Below are 15,214 nucleotides of genomic sequence, written 5' to 3'. Positions count from 1 at the left end.
AGAGGACCGGGCCCGGCGGTGACAAGCTCAGGGCGTGGCGGGCGACGCGGGGCGGACCAGGGGCCCGCGCGCTCCCGCGTGGCTCGAGGAGCTGGTGCGCACCGGCTCCCCCGCCGTCCCGTGGCGGGACGTCGTCCGCTTCGCGGTGGCCATCCCCGCCCCGCTGGCGCTCGCCATCGCGGTGGAGGGCGGCATCGAGCCCGGGACGACGCTGAGTGCGGGCACCTTCGGCACCATGGGCGCCCTGGTGGCGACCCTCGCGCCGCAGGCCGCTCCGCTGCGGGACAAGCTCCGTCGGATCGTCGCCGCCACCGCGTTCGGTGCGGTCGGCCTGCTCGTCGGCGGCTTCGCGACCGGCGGCGGCTGGGCACCGGTGGTGGTCGTCGCGCTGATCTCGGTGGTCGCGGCGCAGATCAGCGCCGTCAACGCCACGATGTCGCTGGGTTCGCTGCAGCTGCTGATCTACACGGCGCTCTCGTCCGGCTTCGTCACCTCGCTGGCGTGGCACACCGAGGTGGCGTTCTTCCTCGCCGGTGCCGCGTGGGCGACGCTCACCACGCTGGTGCAGACCCGCACCGAGGTGGTCGACCCCGACCGGGCCGCCGTCGCCGCGGTCTTCACCCGCATCGCCGGGCTGCTCGAGGCCGGTGACGCCGAGCACGCCGAGGGCGCCCGCCGGGAGCTCACCACCGCCCTGAACGCCGCCTACGACCGGGTCATCCGCAGCCGCAGCCACCACGCCGGCCGGGTGCGCGAGCTCTCCGAGCTGGCCGGCGTGCTCAACTCCGCCGCACCGCTGGTCGAGGGCGCCGCGGCCGCGGCCCGTGCGCGGGTGCCCGTCGACGACGCCGACGTCGCGGCCGTGCACGCCCTGGCCGCCGCGCTGGCCGGCCGCGGGGAGCTCCCCGGCGAGCGTCCCCCGGCCCTGGAGGACGGCCCGCACCCCCAGCGGGCGGTGCGGCACGGCGTCCGGCTGGTGTGGAGCGTCGTCGGCGACCCGGAGGAGCGGGCCGGCGCGGCCGCGCTGCCGGAGTCCGCGGCCCTCCGCTCGCGGCTGCACGACGTGGTCGACCGCACGGTGGCCAGCGCGGACAGCCGCGCATTCGCCGTCCGCCTGGCGCTGTGCATGTCGGTCGCGGAGATCGCCCGCCAGCTGCTGCCCACCGACCGGCCCTACTGGGTGCTGCTCACCGTGGCGATCGTGCTCAAGCCCGACTTCGGCTCCGTGTTCGGCCGGGCGGTGCAGCGCGGAGCGGGCACGCTGCTCGGCGTACTGCTCGGCTCGGCCGTGCTCGCCGGCCTGAGCCGCAGCCCGTGGCTGCTGCTCGCGATGGCGCTGTTCGCCGCGGTGCTGCCGTGGGCGAGGGCGGCCAACTTCGGGCTGTTCTCGGTGTTCCAGACGCCGGTGATCATCCTGATGCTGGACCTGACGCTGCCGAACAACGCGGGACTGGTCGCCGAGCGGCTGGTCGACACCCTCGTCGGCTGCGCCATCGTGCTGGTGTTCGGCTACCTGCTGTGGCCGCAGACCTGGCGGGCGCCGCTGGACCAGGCGCTGCACGACGCGGCGGTCGCGCTCGACGGGTTCGTGGCGGCGGCGTTCACCGGCGGCCCGGCCGACCGCCGGCGCGCCCGCCGGCGCAACTACCGGGCGCTCACCGAGCTGCAGACCCAGCTGCAGCGGCGGCTGGCCGAGCCACCCCCGATCAGCACCCGCGCGGCAGCCTGGTGGCCGGTCATCGTCGCCCTGGAGCGCACCTCCGACGCGGTGACCGAGGCGGTCATCGCCACCCGCGCCGGGGAGCCGGGCCCCGACCTCGCCCAGGTCGCCGTCCTCCGCCGGGCGATCCGGCAGCTGGAGGACGACGTCCGCGTGCCCGCGCCCGACGACGACGCCGAGATCCTCGCCGACGGCGTGCTCGCCCCCGTGGCCCGCGAGGTGGACACCGCCCGCCGCCTGGTGCGCGAGAACGCCCCCGGCCGCAGGCCCCTGCGCGGACGGCGCTGAGCCTCCGGTTGCGGCCGGGCGCCGCATGGCCGTGGATGTGCCGGGTGCCGACCGATCCGCTGCCCGTCCTGCCCCCGCTGACCGACCCGCCGCCGCCGGGCTCGCGCACCGTGCGCACCGACGACGGCGTCGACCTGCACGTCGAGGTCGACGGCGACCCGGGCAGCCCGCTCACCGTCGTCCTCTCGCACGGGTTCACCGCGCGGCTGGCCGAGTGGGAGCTGCAGCGGGCGGCGCTGCGGGACCGGGCGCGGCTGGTGCTCTGGGACCAGCGCGGGCACGGCCGCTCGGGGTGGACGCCGCTGACCCGGGCGACGATCGACCGGACCGGCCGCGACCTCGGCCAGGTGCTGGACGCCGTCGTGCCCAGCGGGCCGGTCGTCCTGGCCGGGCACTCCATGGGCGGGATGAGCGTGCTGGCGCTGGCCCGGCAGCGCCCCGAGCTGTTCGGCGACCGCGTCGTGGGCGTCTTCCTCCTGGCGACGTCGGCCGGCGGGCTGGTCGAGACCGGCCTGGCCGGGCGGCTGGTGAAGCTGGTGCGCCGGCTCCGGCTGCTCCCCCTCTACCTGCGCGGCGTCGAGCTGGTCGCGCCCGTGCTGGAGCGGTTCCGCTGGCGCGGCAGCCCGTTCGGCCGCTGGTTCACCCGCCGGCTGCTCTTCGGGCGGGACGACGCCGATCCGGGCCGCGTCCGCCTGGTGCAGCAGCTGCTCGAGGAGACCCCCTACCCGGTCGTGGCGGCGTTCTACGCGACCTTCCTCGACCACGACGAGCACGCCGCGCTCGAGGTGCTGCGCCGGGTCCCGGTCACGGTGGTGGCCGGCACGCACGACCGGCTGACCCCGGTCGGGCACGGCCGGCGGATCGCCGAGGTCATCGGCGCCGGCGCCGAGCTGGTCGTCGTGCCCGGCGCCGGGCACAGCGTCAACCTCACGCGGACGGCGGTCGTCGACCGGGCCTTCGCCGACCTGGTCGACCGGGTGGACGCCGGGTTGGAGGAGACCGGTTGAACCACGTCGCGCTCGGGCATGCGACTGTGGCCTGCGTCACGGAGATCATCTTGCAGTGACCCGACGACATCCCTAACTTCAGCGGCCACCCGACGACATGGACGGACCCCTCGCCCGAGCAGCGGTACCGAGGGGCGGCGAGGAGCAGAACGTGGACCGGATGAGTGCGCTCGACAGCGGCTTCTACTTCGCCGAGAGCGAGAACACCCCCATGCACGTCGGGTCGGTGGCCATCTTCGACGGCCCGGCCCCGACCTACGGCGACGTGGTGCGCCTCCTGCTGAGCAAGCTGCCGGTGGTCCCGCGCTACCGGCAGCGGGTCCGCGAGGTGCCCCTGCAGGTGGGCCGGCCGATGTGGGTCGACGACCCGCACTTCCAGATCCTCTACCACGTGCGGCACACCGCCGTGCCGCGCCCGGGCAGCGACGAGCAGCTCCGCAACCTGGCCGGCCGCATCCTCGGCCAGCGCCTCGACCTGTCCAAGCCGCTGTGGGAGATCTACCTGGTGGAGGGCCTGCAGGACGACCGCTGGGCGATCATCTCCAAGGTCCACCACTGCATGGTCGACGGCGTCGCCGGCAGCGACCTCATGCAGCTGATGTTCGACCTCTCCCCCGATGCGACCCACGACCAGCCGCGCGACTGGACGCCGCAGCGCAGCCCCTCCAGCGCCGGCCTGGTCGCCGGCGCGGTCGCCGACGCCGTGGCCCACCCGCTGCGCCAGGCGACGTCGCTGCCCGCGCTCGGGAAGCCGGGCCAGGTCGTGAAGGGGCTCGCCCACTCCGGGCGGACGCTGGCCTCCACGCTCCCCTCGCTGGCCAAGCAGGCACTCACGCCCACCGCCCGCTCGCTCAACGGCCCGATCGGTCCGCACCGCCGCTGGGCCTGGACGTCGGCGGAGTTCGACGAGTTCAAGGAGGTGCGGACGGCGCTCGGCGGCACGGTCAACGACGTCGTCCTCACCGCGATCAGCACCGGTTTCCGCGACCTGCTGCAGGGCCGCGGGGAGCTGTCGTCGGAGAAGCTCGTCGTGCGCACGATGGTGCCGGTGTCGGTCCGCTCGGACAGCCAGCGCGGCGCCCTCAACAACCAGGTGTCGGCCGTCTTCGTCGACCTGCCCGTCGGCGATCCCGATCCGCGGTCCCGGCTGGCGGCCATCCGCGGGCAGATGGACGAGTACAAGAAGGCGATGCAGGCGGTCGACGTGCCGTCGATCATCTCGATGGGCGACTTCGTGGCGCCCACCCTGCTCTCGCTCGGCGTGCGCGCGGCCCTGTCGGCGGGGCAGATGTGGTGCCAGGCGGTGACCACCAACGTGCCGGGCCCGCGCGTCCCGCTGTACGTGCTGGGGCGGCGGATGTGCTCGACCTACGCCCACGTGCCCATCGCCGGCGGCACCCGCTGCTCCATCGGCATCTTCAGCTACCTCAACACGATGACCTTCGGGATCAACGCCGACTTCGACGCCTTCCCCGACGTCGACGTCCTCTCCGCGGGCATCCGCCGGGGCGTCGAGGAGCTGCTCGAGCACGCCCGGGCCGAGCGGGCCACCCCCGAGGTGCCGCAGCCTGCCCCCGGTGGCGGCAAGCCGCGCAAGCGGTCGGCGTCGGCGGCGGCCCGGTGAGCCCTGGGAAGCAGCGCGCGGGGGGCCGGGGGGCGGTCGGCGAGCGCGACCTGACCGTCGCGGTCACCGGGCCCACCGGGACCTTCGGCGCCGGGCTGGTGCCGCTGCTGCAGGAGGACGACCGGGTCACGCGGGTCATCGGCCTGGCGCGCCGGCCCTTCGACCCCGCCGAGCGCGGGTGGACCAAGCTGGAGTACCGGCAGGGCGACGTGCGCGACCCCGACGCCCTGCGCGAGGCGTTCGCCGGCGCGGACGTCGTGGTCCACCTCGCCTTCATGATCTCCGGCAACGCCTCCCGGGAGACCATCCGGGCGATCAACGTGGACGGCACGCTCAACGTCTTCCGCGCCGCGGCGGCCGCGGGCGCCCGCCGGTTCGTCTACGCCTCCTCGGTGGCCGCCTACGGCTTCCACCCCGACAACCCCGAGCTGATCGACGAGGACTGGCCGGTGCGCCCCGCCGCCCGGCTGTTCTACGCGCAGGAGAAGGCCGAGCTCGAGGAGCTGCTCCGGCACGAGTCCGCCACGGCACCGGACCTCGCCCTGTACCTGCTCCGGCCCCCGGTCGTGCTGGGGCCGAACGCCGTCGGCGCGAAGGACGTGCTGCCCGGCCCGCTGGCGCCGCTGGGACGCCGGCTGCTCGGCCGTCCGCGGCGGCTGCCGCTGCCCGTGCCGCTGCTGGTGCCCGAGCACCCGCTGCAGCTCATCCACGAGGAGGACGTCGGCCGCGCGCTGCAGCTGTGCGTGGTCGCCGCCGGGCCACCGGGGGCCTACAACATCGCCGGCGAGGGTGTCGTCACCGCAGCCGACGTGGCCCGGGAGTTCGGCGCGCTGCCCATCCGGCTGCCCGCCGCACCGGGTCAGGCAGCGGCCCGCGCGGTGTCCCGGCTGCCGTTCCTGCCGCCGGTCGCCGAGTGGGTGGAGGCGGCCTCGCGGCCGGTGATCATGGACACGACCCGCGCCCGCGAGCAGCTGGGCTGGCGCCCGCGCTACACCGGCCTGGAGGCCCTCCGGGACACGCTGCGCGACCGGGAATGAGGCTCAGGTGCCGGTGCGGACGCCGCCGATGCCGGCCAGCCAGGGCAGCACCTCGTCGGCCAGCCGCTCCGGGCACTGCAGCTGCGGCACGTGCCCCACGCCGGCCAGCTCGACGTAGCGCCAGGACGGGTGCCGGCGGGCGACGTCGCGGGCGGCCTGCACGGGGATGAGCCGGTCGAGGTCGCCGTGCACGAGCAGCACCGGCCCGCCCACCTGCTCCATCGCCGCCCGGTAGCGCCGCGGATCGGCCAGCTGCACCAGCAGCGAGCGCGCGGCGGCGAGGTAGGCCTTGTCCATGCCGGCGTGGTCCTCGCGCTGCTCGAGCAGCGCGACCGACCGGTCGAACACCGACGACGGCAGGGTGTCGGGGTCGACACCCACCAGGGCCAGCATCTCCCGCACCCGCTGCAGCGGGGTCTGCCGCGCCCGGCGCAGCCACAGGAACCGCTCGCCCACCATGGGCATGGCGTAGAGCGCGAACGTGGCCGCGACCAGCGGGTCCAGCGCCCGGCGCGGCCCGGGGACGGCGGGGTCGAGCAGCACCAGCCCGCGCACCGCCTCGGGGTGCGCCGCCTTCTCGAGCAGCGAGATCATGCCGCCCATCGAGTTGCCGACCAGCACCGCGGGCTCGCCGGCCACCTCGCCGAGGAAGCGGTGCAGCACCTCGACGTTGGCGTGCACGGTGGCCCGTCGCCCACCCGGCTCGCTGCGGCCGAACCCGGGGAGGTCGATCGCGAGCACCCGCGCGTGCGGCCGGAGCAGCGGCGCGAACGTGTCCCAGTTCAGGTGCGAGCCGCCCAGGCCGTGCACCAGCACCACCCGCGGCGCACCCACGGGCCCGCCGAAGTCGACGTAGTGCACCGGCCCGTCCAGGTCGACCGTCCGGCTCTCGCCCGGCACCACCTGCTCCGCCGCCACTGCCCCACCGCCCTCGCCGTCGTCGTCCTCGTCGAGCACCACCGTGGCACGCCGCGAGGAGTACTGCCGCGGCCACCGACCTGCTACACCGGCCTCGTGCGCACGAACTATGACGCGGGACACATTTTGGCGACATCCGCCTGCGCGTCCGGTGAACGGCGTGTGAGCCGTGCCGCACATTGGTACTGGCCGGTAGCACGGACGTAACCGGGAGGTCGATGTGGCACGACAGCAGGACGACGGACCAGCGCTCCCGCTCTACCTGAGCGAGCCGGGCCGCGCCGTCGCCGACTACGGGCTGTACCTGGCCGCGCGTCCGTTCACCCCGCGGCTCCCGAAGGGCGACGGGCACCCCGTGCTGGTCGTGCCGGGGTTGCTCGCCGACGACGTCTCCACCACCGCGCTGCGCAGCGTCCTCCGCAAGCTGGACTACCGCGTGCACGGCTGGGGGCTCGGCCGCAACATCGGCCCGACGGCGCTGTGCGTCAACGGCCTGCGCGACAAGCTGGACTACCTGCACGGCCGCTACCGCCGGCCGGTGACGATCATCGGCTGGAGCCTCGGCGGCATCTTCGCCCGCGACCTGGCCCGCACCTCGCCCGACCGGGTCCGCCAGGTGATCACGCTGGGCAGCCCGTTCCGGCTCACGAAGTACAGCCAGACGCGCGCCGCCCGTGCCTTCGACCGCTACTCGCACCTGCACGTCGAGCAGCGCACGCTGCCGCTGGAGCCGGAGAACACACCCCTGCCGGTGCCGGCCACCTCGATCTACTCGCACTACGACGGCATCGTGCACTGGCAGACCTGCTTGAACACGCCCGGCGAGCGGTGCGAGAACATCGCGGTCACCGCCAGCCACCTGGGGCTGGGGCACCACCCGGCGGCCATCTGGGCGGTCGCCGACCGGCTCGCGCAGCCGGAGGGCACGTGGGCGCCGTTCCGGGCGCCGCGCTTCCTGCGCCCGGCCTTCCCCAAGCCCGCCGAGGCGACGCCCTGCGAGCCGGTGGGGACCGCCGCCGCCTGACCTCAGCCTGTGTCGTCGTCGTCGTCGTCGGCGAGGACGGCGCGCAGCCCGAGCAGGGCGAGCGGGATGACGGCCGGGAACGCCAGGAACCAGATCCGCGCGAGGTTGCTGGCGATGACGAACGGGATGACCAACGCCACCGGCACGAGCCAGACCAGCGCTCGGGGCAGCGCGCGCGCCCGGCGGTTGCGCAGCACGCCGAGGACCAGCAGGGGCCCCGCGGCGCCGAAGGCCAGTGCGAGCTCCCGGAGCGTGTAGGGCAGGCCCGACCAGCCGAGCACGTCGGAGACCTGACGGGTGAACCGGTCCAGGTTGTAGGCGTAGCCCACGTCCGTGGGCGCCAGGACGAACCGGAGCAGCAGGTAGCCGAGCACACCGGGCACGAAGCAGGCGAGCTGGCGCAGCCGCACCGACCACGGAGCGGGCACGACGAGCACCAGCAGCGCCGCGAAGACCGTCGTCTCCCGGACGAACATGCCTGCGGTCGCGACCAGCAGCAGGGTGCCGTGCCGACGGGCGACGATCGCGTAGGCCGCCCCGGCCAGCACCGCGTGGCTCCACGCGTCGACCAGCACGGCACCGCCGAAGCGCAGCACGGGCCAGGTGGCCAGGAACAGCAGCCCGCCGGTGAAGCCCTCGAGGGCGGTGAAACCCAGCCGGCGGAGCAGCAGGCCGAGCACCCAGGCGGCCAGCGCCAGCCCGGCCAGGTCCAGGACGGCGAAGGCGACCTTCAGGTCGAAGTCGTCGGCCCGGCCGAAGGCGAGCATCCCGGCGCGGGCGAGGAAGGGCACGACCACGCGGTAGCGGAACGGCTTGGGGACGCCGTCCAGGTCGCCGGTGAGCGCCATCCGCGCGTACGCGGCGGAGTCCCCCGAGTCCCCGCCCGTCGCCGGGTCGTCGAGGTCCCACTCGCGGTACCCCACGTAGACGATCGGCGCGGCCGCGAAGGCGAGGACCAGCAGGAGCAGCGCCTGCCGGCCTCCCCGGCGCGGTCCCGCGCTGCCGTCCACCGGCAGGGCATACCCGGGGAGCACGGGCGAAGCACCGGACGTGGCCGGGCAGGTGGGCGCGACAGGGTTCGAACCTGCGACCGCTCGCTTGTAAGGCGAGAGCTCTACCGCTGAGCTACGCGCCCCGCGCGCCCAGGGTAATGACGGGACCCCGGGCGCCCGGTCGATCAGGCCAGCTGGGCGACGGCGTCCTTCCAGCCGGACTGCTCGCGGGCGTCGCCGGGCTGGTTCACCTCGGCGAAGGCCACCTTCCCCTCGGCGTCGATCAGGAACGTGCCGCGCAGCGCCATGCCGGCCTTGTCGTTGAAGACGCCGTAGGCCTGGGCGGTGGCGCCGTGCGGCCAGAAGTCCGAGAGCAGCGGGAAGTCGTAGCCCTCCTGCGCCTTGAACGCCTTGAGGCTGAACACCGGGTCGGTGCTCACCGCCAGCACGCGCACGCCCGCCTCGGTGTAGTTGGCCAGCTCGTCGCGCAGCTGGCACAGCTCACCGGTGCAGATGCCGGAGAAGGCGAAGGGGTAGAAGACCAGCAGCACCGGCGTGCCCCGCAGCTCGGCGAGGGAGACGACCTGCTTGTCCTGGTCGGGGAGGCTGAACTCGGGCGCGACGTCGCCGACGGAGAGGCTCATGCGCCCGATCGTGCCGTACGCGTCAGCGGCGGCTGCGGGCGGTCTTCGGGCTGACCAGCCGGATGCCCGACCAGTCCTTGGCCGCGGACACGCTGCTGGTCTGCTGGAGGCCGGCCGTGGGGGCGACCTCGGTGACGTCACCGGGCTCGACGTGGCCGGGGCGGCCCGACTTGGGCACCAGCAGCCAGACCACGCCCTCGTCGGCGAGGGAGGTGATCGCGTCGGTCAGGGCGTCGAACAGGTCCCCGTCGTCCTCACGCCACCAGAGCAGCACGACGTCGGCCACCTCGTCGGTGTCCTCGTCGACCATCTCGCCGCCCGACAGCTCGATGATCGCGTCGCGCAGGTCCTCGTCGGCGTCCTCGTCCCAGCCGAGCTCCTGCACGACCATGCCCGGCTTGATGCCCAACCGGGCCGCCATGCCGGCGCTGTCGACGCTCATCCGTGCTGCTCCTCCATGGGTGGACCTGCTGATCGCTCGCGGGGTGGGTGGCGCCGGGCCGTCGGACCCGGAGCCACGTGGGCGGAAGCGTAGGGCATGACCGCTACGACGCAAGCTCGCCCGACCGGTCGCCGGTCGCGGACCGCGCCGGTGGACGGCCCGCCGCGTGACGCGCGGGAGCCGGAGGGGAGACCATGGAGCCATGAGCGCACAGCAGCCGGGCGGCGACCCCGTCCGCGACACGAGCGCACCCCGCGCGGTCATCACCGACGGGCTGCCCAGCCAGCTCCCGGACATCGATCCGGACGAGACGCAGGAGTGGATCGACTCCCTCGACGCGGTCGTCGGGCACGCCGGCCGCGAGCGCGCCCGCTACCTGATGCTCCGGTTGCTCGAGCGCAGCCGGGAGCAGCAGGTGGGCGTCCCGGCGCTGCGCAGCACCGACTACATCAACACCATCCCGCCGGAGCGCGAGCCCTGGTTCCCCGGCGACGAGCACGCCGAGCGCCGCATCCGCGCCTACATCCGGTGGAACGCCGCGATCATGGTGCACCGCGCGCAGCGGCCGGGCGTGGGCGTCGGTGGGCACATCTCCTCCTACGCGAGCTCCGCGTCGCTGTACGAGGTCGGCTTCAACCACTTCTTCCGCGGCAAGGACCACCCCGGCGGCGGCGACCAGATCTGGTTCCAGGGTCACGCCTCCCCCGGCATCTACGCCCGCGCCTTCCTCGAGGGCCGACTGACCGAGCAGCAGCTCGACGGCTTCCGGCAGGAGGTCAGCCACCCCGGCGGCGGGCTGTCGAGCTACCCGCACCCGCGGCTCATGCCCGACTTCTGGGAGTTCCCCAGCGTCTCGATGGGCCTGGGCCCGATGAACGCGATCTACCAGGCGCGGTTCAACCGCTACCTGCACGCGCGCGGCATCAAGGACACCTCCGACCAGCACGTCTGGGCGTTCCTGGGCGACGGCGAGATGGACGAGCCGGAGTCCCTGGGCACCATCGGCCTGGCCGCCCGCGAGGAGCTGGACAACCTCACCTTCGTCGTCAACTGCAACCTGCAGCGCCTCGACGGCCCGGTCCGCGGCAACGGCAAGGTCATCCAGGAGCTGGAGAGCTTCTTCCGCGGTGCGGGCTGGAACGTGATCAAGGTGATCTGGGGCCGGGAGTGGGACCCGCTGCTGGCCGGCGACCGCGACGGCGCCCTGGTCAACCTCATGAACCAGACGCCCGACGGCGACTACCAGACCTACAAGGCCGAGGACGGCGCCTTCGTGCGCGAGCACTTCTTCGGCCGGGACGCGCGCACCCGCAAGCTCGTCGAGGGCATGAGCGACAAGGAGATCTGGGGGCTCTCGCGCGGGGGGCACGACTACCGCAAGGTCTACGCGGCGTTCAAGGCCGCGCAGGAGCACAAGGGCCAGCCGACGGTGATCCTGGCCAAGACCATCAAGGGCTGGACGCTGGGCAGCCACTTCGAGGGCCGCAACTCCACCCACCAGATGAAGAAGCTGACCGCCGAGGACCTCGCGCTCTTCCGCGACCGGCTCTACCTGGACATCCCCGACTCGGCGCTGGACAAGACCCTGCCGCCCTACTACAAGCCCGACCCGGGTTCGGACGAGATGCTCTACATGCTCGAGCGGCGGCGGGCCCTGGGCGGGGCGGTGCCGCGCCGGCGGGCGGAGTTCAAGCCGCTCAAGGCGCCCGAGGACAAAGCGCTGGACATCCTGCGCAAGGGCTCGGGCAAGCAGGAGGTGGCGACGACGATGGCGTTCGTCCGCCTGCTCAAGGAACTGCTCAAGGACGCCGAGCTCGGCCCCCGGTTCGTGCCGATCATCCCGGACGAGGCCCGGACCTTCGGCCTGGACTCGATGTTCAGCTCGCACAAGATCTACAACCCGGCCGGCCAGCGGTACACGTCCGTCGACCGCGAGCTGATGCTGGCCTACAAGGAGTCCGAGCAGGGCGTGATCCTGCACGAGGGCATCAACGAGGCGGGCTCCACCGCGTCGTTCACCGCCGTCGGCACGTCGCACTCCACGCACGGTGAGCCCATGATCCCGATCTACATCTTCTACTCGATGTTCGGGTTCCAGCGGACCGGCGACTCCATCTGGGCGGCGGCCGACCAGATGGCCCGCGGCTTCATGCTGGGGGCCACCGCGGGGCGGACGACGCTGAACGGCGAGGGGCTGCAGCACGAGGACGGCCACTCGCTGCTGCTGGCCGCCACCAACCCCGCCGTCGTCTCCTACGACCCGGCCTTCTCCTTCGAGGTCGCGCACATCACCCGCGACGCGCTGGTGCGCATGTACGGCGAGGACCCGGGTGCGCCGCTGGGCGGGACCCGCTCCCCCGACGTCATGTACTACCTGACGGTCTACAACGAGCCCTTCCACCAGCCGGCCGAGCCCGAGGGCCTCGACGTCCAGGGCGTGCTGGCCGGCATGCACCGCTACGCGGAGGGCCCGCAGACCGGCGGCCCGAAGGCGCAGGTCCTCGCCTCCGGCGTGGCCGTGCCCTGGGCGCTGCGCGCGCAGGAGCTGCTCGCGCAGGACTGGGGGGTCTCGGCCGACGTGTGGTCGGTGACCTCGTGGACCGAGCTGCGGCGCCAGGCCGACGAGGTGGCGCAGCACAACCTGCTGCACCCCGAGGACGAGCCGGGCACCCCGTACGTCACCCGGCGGCTGCAGGAGACGAGCGGGCCGGTGGTCGCGGTGTCGGACTGGATGCGCGCCGTCCCGGACCTGATCGCGCCCTACGTCCCCGGCGGGCTGGCCTCGCTCGGCACCGACGGGTTCGGGCTCTCCGACACCCGCCCGGCGCTGCGCCGGCACTTCCACGTCGACGCCGAGTCGATCGTGGTGCGCACGCTCGCCTCCCTGGCCGACCGGGGCGAGGTCGACCGCGCCCGCGTGCGGGAGGCCGTCGAGAAGTACCAGGTGCTCGACGTGCGGGCCGCGCCGACCGAGGACCGGAGCGACCCGTCGCCGGCTACCTGAGCGCGTCCAGCGCCATCTGCGCGTAGAGCGCGACCCCGGCGGGCAGCGGCTCCTCGTCGAAGACCACGAGGTTCGAGTGGTTGGGCGGCGCGTCCGCCGGGTCCACGCCCGGTGGGCGGGCGCCGATCCAGGCGAGGGCGCCGGGGACCTCCTGCAGCACGTAGGAGAAGTCCTCGGCGCCCATGAGCGGTGCGGGCAGCAGGACGGCGGCCTGATCGCCCAGCAGGGTGCGGACGGTCTCCAGCACCCGCGCGGCGGCGTCCGCGTCGTTGATCGTCACCGGGTAGCCCTGCTGGTGGTCGAACTCGACGGCGAGCTCGTGGGCGGCCGCGACGTGCGTGGCCACCCGCTGCACGGCGGCCACGACGTCGGCCCGCCGCTCGGCGGACAGCGTGCGGATGGTGCCCTCCAGGAACGCCGAGTCGGGGATGACGTTGTTGGTCGAGCCGGCCTGCAGGTGCGCGACGGTGACGACGGCGGGGTCGAAGACGTCCACCCGCCGGGTGACCATCGCCTGCAGCGCCAGCACGAACTCGGCCGCCGCCGGGATCGGGTCGGCGGCGGCGTGCGGTTCGGAGGCGTGCCCGCCCCGGCCGCGCAGCGTGACCGCCCACTGGTCGGCGGCGGCCATGACCGGCCCCGGGCGCACGTTCACGCTGCCGCTGGCCATCGTCGAGGAGATGTGCAGCGCGAACGCGCCGCTCACCGGCGCCTCGGGGACGACGTCGAGCAGCCCCTCCTCCAGCATGTACCGCGCGCCGTGGAAGCCCTCCTCCCCCGGCTGCACCATGAGCACGACCTGGCCGGCCAGCTCGTCCCGGCGCTCGGCGAGCAACCGTGCGGCGCCGACCAGCATCGCCACGTGGGTGTCGTGCCCGCAGGCGTGCATCACGCCGGGCACCTCCGAGGCGAAGGGCAGACCGGTGTCCTCCTGCACCGGCAGGGCGTCCATGTCGCCGCGCAGCAGGTAGGTCGGCCCGGGGCGGGCGCCGCGCAGGACGCCGACCACCGAGCTGGTCCGCCGGCCGGTGGTCACCTCCAGCGGCAGCTCGGCGAAGGCCTCGAGCACGGCGGCCTGCGTCCGCGGCAGGTGCAGGCCGATCTCGGGGTGCCGGTGCAGCCGACGGCGGAGCTCGATGGTGCGGTCGGCGTCTTCGTACGCCGCGGACAGCAGCTCGGAGGGGGTGGTCGGCATGGCTCCACTCTCACCCAGGCCGCGGGCCGCCGCTCCCGCTACGGCTCGTCGAGCGCCCAGGCAGGCCGGCCGGCGTCCACCCGCCACAGCACCAGGGCGGCCTCCTCGTCCGGCACGACGACGCCACCGTCGTGCCGGGCGGCGGTCGTGCGGGCGCCGGCGCGGAGCAGCAGGCCGGCGGGCAGGTCGACCGGCACCCCGGGGCGACCGCGCGCCACCCACAGCGACGCATCCGGGCGCCCCAGGTCGACCGCACCCGAGGCGTCGCGGTGCACCTCGTGGGCCGGCGGTGCCGCGGGGTCGGCCGGGCGGAGGTAGCACTGCAGCACCCGCGCGCCGTCGGCGCCGGCGGCCTCGTCGTGCACCAGCCCGGTGCCGGCGCGCAGCACCGCCACGTCGCCGGCGGCCACCACCGCGCCGTCGCCCCACCGGTGCGTCACCGCACCGGCCAGCACCACGGCGACGACGTCGACGGCCGCGTGCTCGTGCGCGCCGTAGCCCTGCCCCGGCGCCAGGCGGTCGTCCGACACCCGCAGCAGCGGGCCCAGCGAACCGTCGCCGGGGGCGAGCACCGCCTCCTGGTGCGGGCCGGTCACCGCGGGTCCCCGGGCCGGAGGGGCAGCACACCCAGGACGACGGCGGTGAGCAGGCTCCAGCCCACGCCGAGCGCCCACCCGGCCAGCACGTCGGACAGGTAGTGGACGCCGAGCCACATCCGGGTGAGCCCGACGAGCAGGACCAGCAGGACGCCGAGCGCCGTCCACAGCCGTCGGCCGCCCGGGGCCAGGTGCGGCCAGGCGAGCACCAGGCCCACGGTCACCAGCGTGGCGATGCCGGAGGAGTGCCCGCTGGGGAAGCTCAGCGAGTCGTACGCCGCCCCGCCCTCCTCGAAGGGCGGCCGCACCCGGTCGAAGAACTCCTTGAGCGCCGAGGTCACGTGCCGGACGAACACGGCTGCGACGACGACCCAGACCGCGGTGCGCCAGGCCCTGCGCCGGACCAGCCAGACGAGCACCGGCACCGCCAGCGCGTAGCGGACCAGCGACAGCCCGGGGGCGGTGAGCACCTCGAGCAGCACGTCGAGCGCGCGGCTGCGGTCGTCGCCGGCGTACAGCGCCTCGCTCAGCTCGCCGTCGACGGTGCGCTGCGGCCCGGACCCGGTGCGCACGCCCCGGCCGAGCAGCCCGAGCACCGCCACGCAGACCGCGACCGCCGCGAGGGCACCGCCCGGGACGCGGGTGCGGGCGACGGTCGTGCCACCGTCCGGGGGAACGTTCACCGCCTCACTCTCCCCGACCTGCGGTCGGCGTGACACGCTG

General features: G+C 74.5%; 13 protein-coding genes and 1 tRNA gene. 6 read left to right on the top strand and 8 right to left on the bottom strand.

Translation table 11 applies throughout. The features are described 5' to 3' along the window. The first annotated feature begins 34 nt into the window (after window positions 1-34). The 4 genes from ACI79H_RS05330 (at window position 35) to ACI79H_RS05315 (ending at window position 5,676) form a co-directional block, all read left to right on the top strand. Window positions 35-2,008 (top strand): FUSC family protein, encoded by a 1,974-nt coding sequence (locus ACI79H_RS05330; protein ID WP_456553334.1) that lies wholly within the window; start codon window positions 35-37, stop codon window positions 2,006-2,008. A 44-nt stretch (window positions 2,009-2,052) separates the two neighbouring features. Beyond that, a complete protein-coding gene (locus ACI79H_RS05325; protein ID WP_456553333.1) occupies window positions 2,053-3,015 on the top strand; it encodes an alpha/beta fold hydrolase in 963 nt (320 codons plus the stop codon). Between the two features lie 160 nt (window positions 3,016-3,175). Further along, entirely contained in the window at window positions 3,176-4,639 is a 1,464-nt protein-coding gene (locus ACI79H_RS05320; RefSeq protein ID WP_456553332.1) for a WS/DGAT/MGAT family O-acyltransferase, read from the top strand. Then, the gene (locus ACI79H_RS05315) at window positions 4,636-5,676 is read left to right on the top strand and encodes an NAD-dependent epimerase/dehydratase family protein (RefSeq protein WP_456553331.1); all 1,041 of its coding nucleotides are present in this window, start codon (window positions 4,636-4,638) and stop codon (window positions 5,674-5,676) included. The genes ACI79H_RS05320 and ACI79H_RS05315 overlap by 4 nt, the downstream gene beginning before the upstream one ends. A 3-nt stretch (window positions 5,677-5,679) precedes the next feature. Here the strand turns inward: ACI79H_RS05315 and ACI79H_RS05310 are convergent, their stop codons facing one another. Next, complete coding sequence (locus ACI79H_RS05310) at window positions 5,680-6,636, bottom strand: alpha/beta fold hydrolase (RefSeq protein WP_456553330.1); 957 nt, start codon at window positions 6,634-6,636, stop codon at window positions 5,680-5,682. 178 nt (window positions 6,637-6,814) lie between these two features. On the opposite strand from ACI79H_RS05310, the gene ACI79H_RS05305 reads away from it, so the two are divergent. After that, complete coding sequence (locus tag ACI79H_RS05305; RefSeq protein ID WP_456553329.1) at window positions 6,815-7,618, top strand: esterase/lipase family protein; 804 nt, start codon at window positions 6,815-6,817, stop codon at window positions 7,616-7,618. A 2-nt stretch (window positions 7,619-7,620) separates the two neighbouring features. Here the strand turns inward: ACI79H_RS05305 and ACI79H_RS05300 are convergent, their stop codons facing one another. From ACI79H_RS05300 to ACI79H_RS05285, 4 genes are all read right to left on the bottom strand, one after another. After that, on the bottom strand, window positions 7,621-8,628 hold the full coding sequence (locus ACI79H_RS05300) for a hypothetical protein (RefSeq protein ID WP_456553328.1): 1,008 nt from the start codon (window positions 8,626-8,628) through the stop codon (window positions 7,621-7,623). A 53-nt stretch (window positions 8,629-8,681) separates the two neighbouring features. Then, window positions 8,682-8,753 (bottom strand) — tRNA-Val (locus tag ACI79H_RS05295). Window positions 8,754-8,795: 42 nt separating this feature from the next. Then, window positions 8,796-9,254 carry a peroxiredoxin gene (locus ACI79H_RS05290; protein ID WP_456553327.1) on the bottom strand — a complete coding sequence of 153 codons (459 nt, stop codon included), beginning with the start codon at window positions 9,252-9,254 and terminating at the stop codon, window positions 8,796-8,798. A gap of 22 nt (window positions 9,255-9,276) precedes the next feature. Next, a complete protein-coding gene (locus ACI79H_RS05285; protein WP_456553326.1) occupies window positions 9,277-9,696 on the bottom strand; it encodes a DUF3052 domain-containing protein in 420 nt (139 codons plus the stop codon). Window positions 9,697-9,898: 202 nt separating this feature from the next. Here ACI79H_RS05285 and aceE point away from each other — a divergent pair, with 202 nt between their 5' ends. Beyond that, complete coding sequence (gene aceE, locus ACI79H_RS05280; protein WP_456553325.1) at window positions 9,899-12,700, top strand: pyruvate dehydrogenase (acetyl-transferring), homodimeric type; 2,802 nt, start codon at window positions 9,899-9,901, stop codon at window positions 12,698-12,700. On the opposite strand, the gene ACI79H_RS05275 is transcribed toward aceE, so the two are convergent. From ACI79H_RS05275 to ACI79H_RS05265, 3 genes are read right to left on the bottom strand one after another with little or no spacing between them, the layout of a single operon-like run. Beyond that, on the bottom strand, window positions 12,693-13,895 hold the full coding sequence (locus ACI79H_RS05275) for a M20 metallopeptidase family protein (RefSeq protein WP_456553324.1): 1,203 nt from the start codon (window positions 13,893-13,895) through the stop codon (window positions 12,693-12,695). The genes aceE and ACI79H_RS05275 overlap by 8 nt on opposite strands. Window positions 13,896-13,933: 38 nt before the next feature. After that, window positions 13,934-14,491 (bottom strand): pirin family protein, encoded by a 558-nt coding sequence (locus ACI79H_RS05270; protein ID WP_456553323.1) that lies wholly within the window; start codon window positions 14,489-14,491, stop codon window positions 13,934-13,936. Continuing rightward, complete coding sequence (locus ACI79H_RS05265; RefSeq protein WP_456553322.1) at window positions 14,488-15,174, bottom strand: phosphatase PAP2 family protein; 687 nt, start codon at window positions 15,172-15,174, stop codon at window positions 14,488-14,490. The genes ACI79H_RS05270 and ACI79H_RS05265 overlap by 4 nt, the downstream gene beginning before the upstream one ends. Between the last annotated feature and the right edge of the window lie 40 nt (window positions 15,175-15,214).

This window comes from Blastococcus sp. SYSU D01042 (assembly GCF_054050515.1).
This window is presented reverse-complemented; position numbering and strand designations above follow the sequence as displayed.

Bases quoted from the DNA above. Each gene is read 5' to 3' on its own strand.
- ACI79H_RS05285 (WP_456553326.1), bottom strand. From the start codon at position 9,696: ATGAGCGTCGACAGCGCCGGCATGGCGGCCCGGTTGGGCATCAAGCCG.
- ACI79H_RS05275 (WP_456553324.1), bottom strand. From the start codon at position 13,895: ATGCCGACCACCCCCTCCGAGCTGCTGTCCGCGGCGTACGAAGACGCC.
- aceE (WP_456553325.1), top strand. From the start codon at position 9,899: ATGAGCGCACAGCAGCCGGGCGGCGACCCCGTCCGCGACACGAGCGCA.
- ACI79H_RS05290 (WP_456553327.1), bottom strand. From the start codon at position 9,254: ATGAGCCTCTCCGTCGGCGACGTCGCGCCCGAGTTCAGCCTCCCCGAC.
- ACI79H_RS05320 (WP_456553332.1), top strand. From the start codon at position 3,176: ATGAGTGCGCTCGACAGCGGCTTCTACTTCGCCGAGAGCGAGAACACC.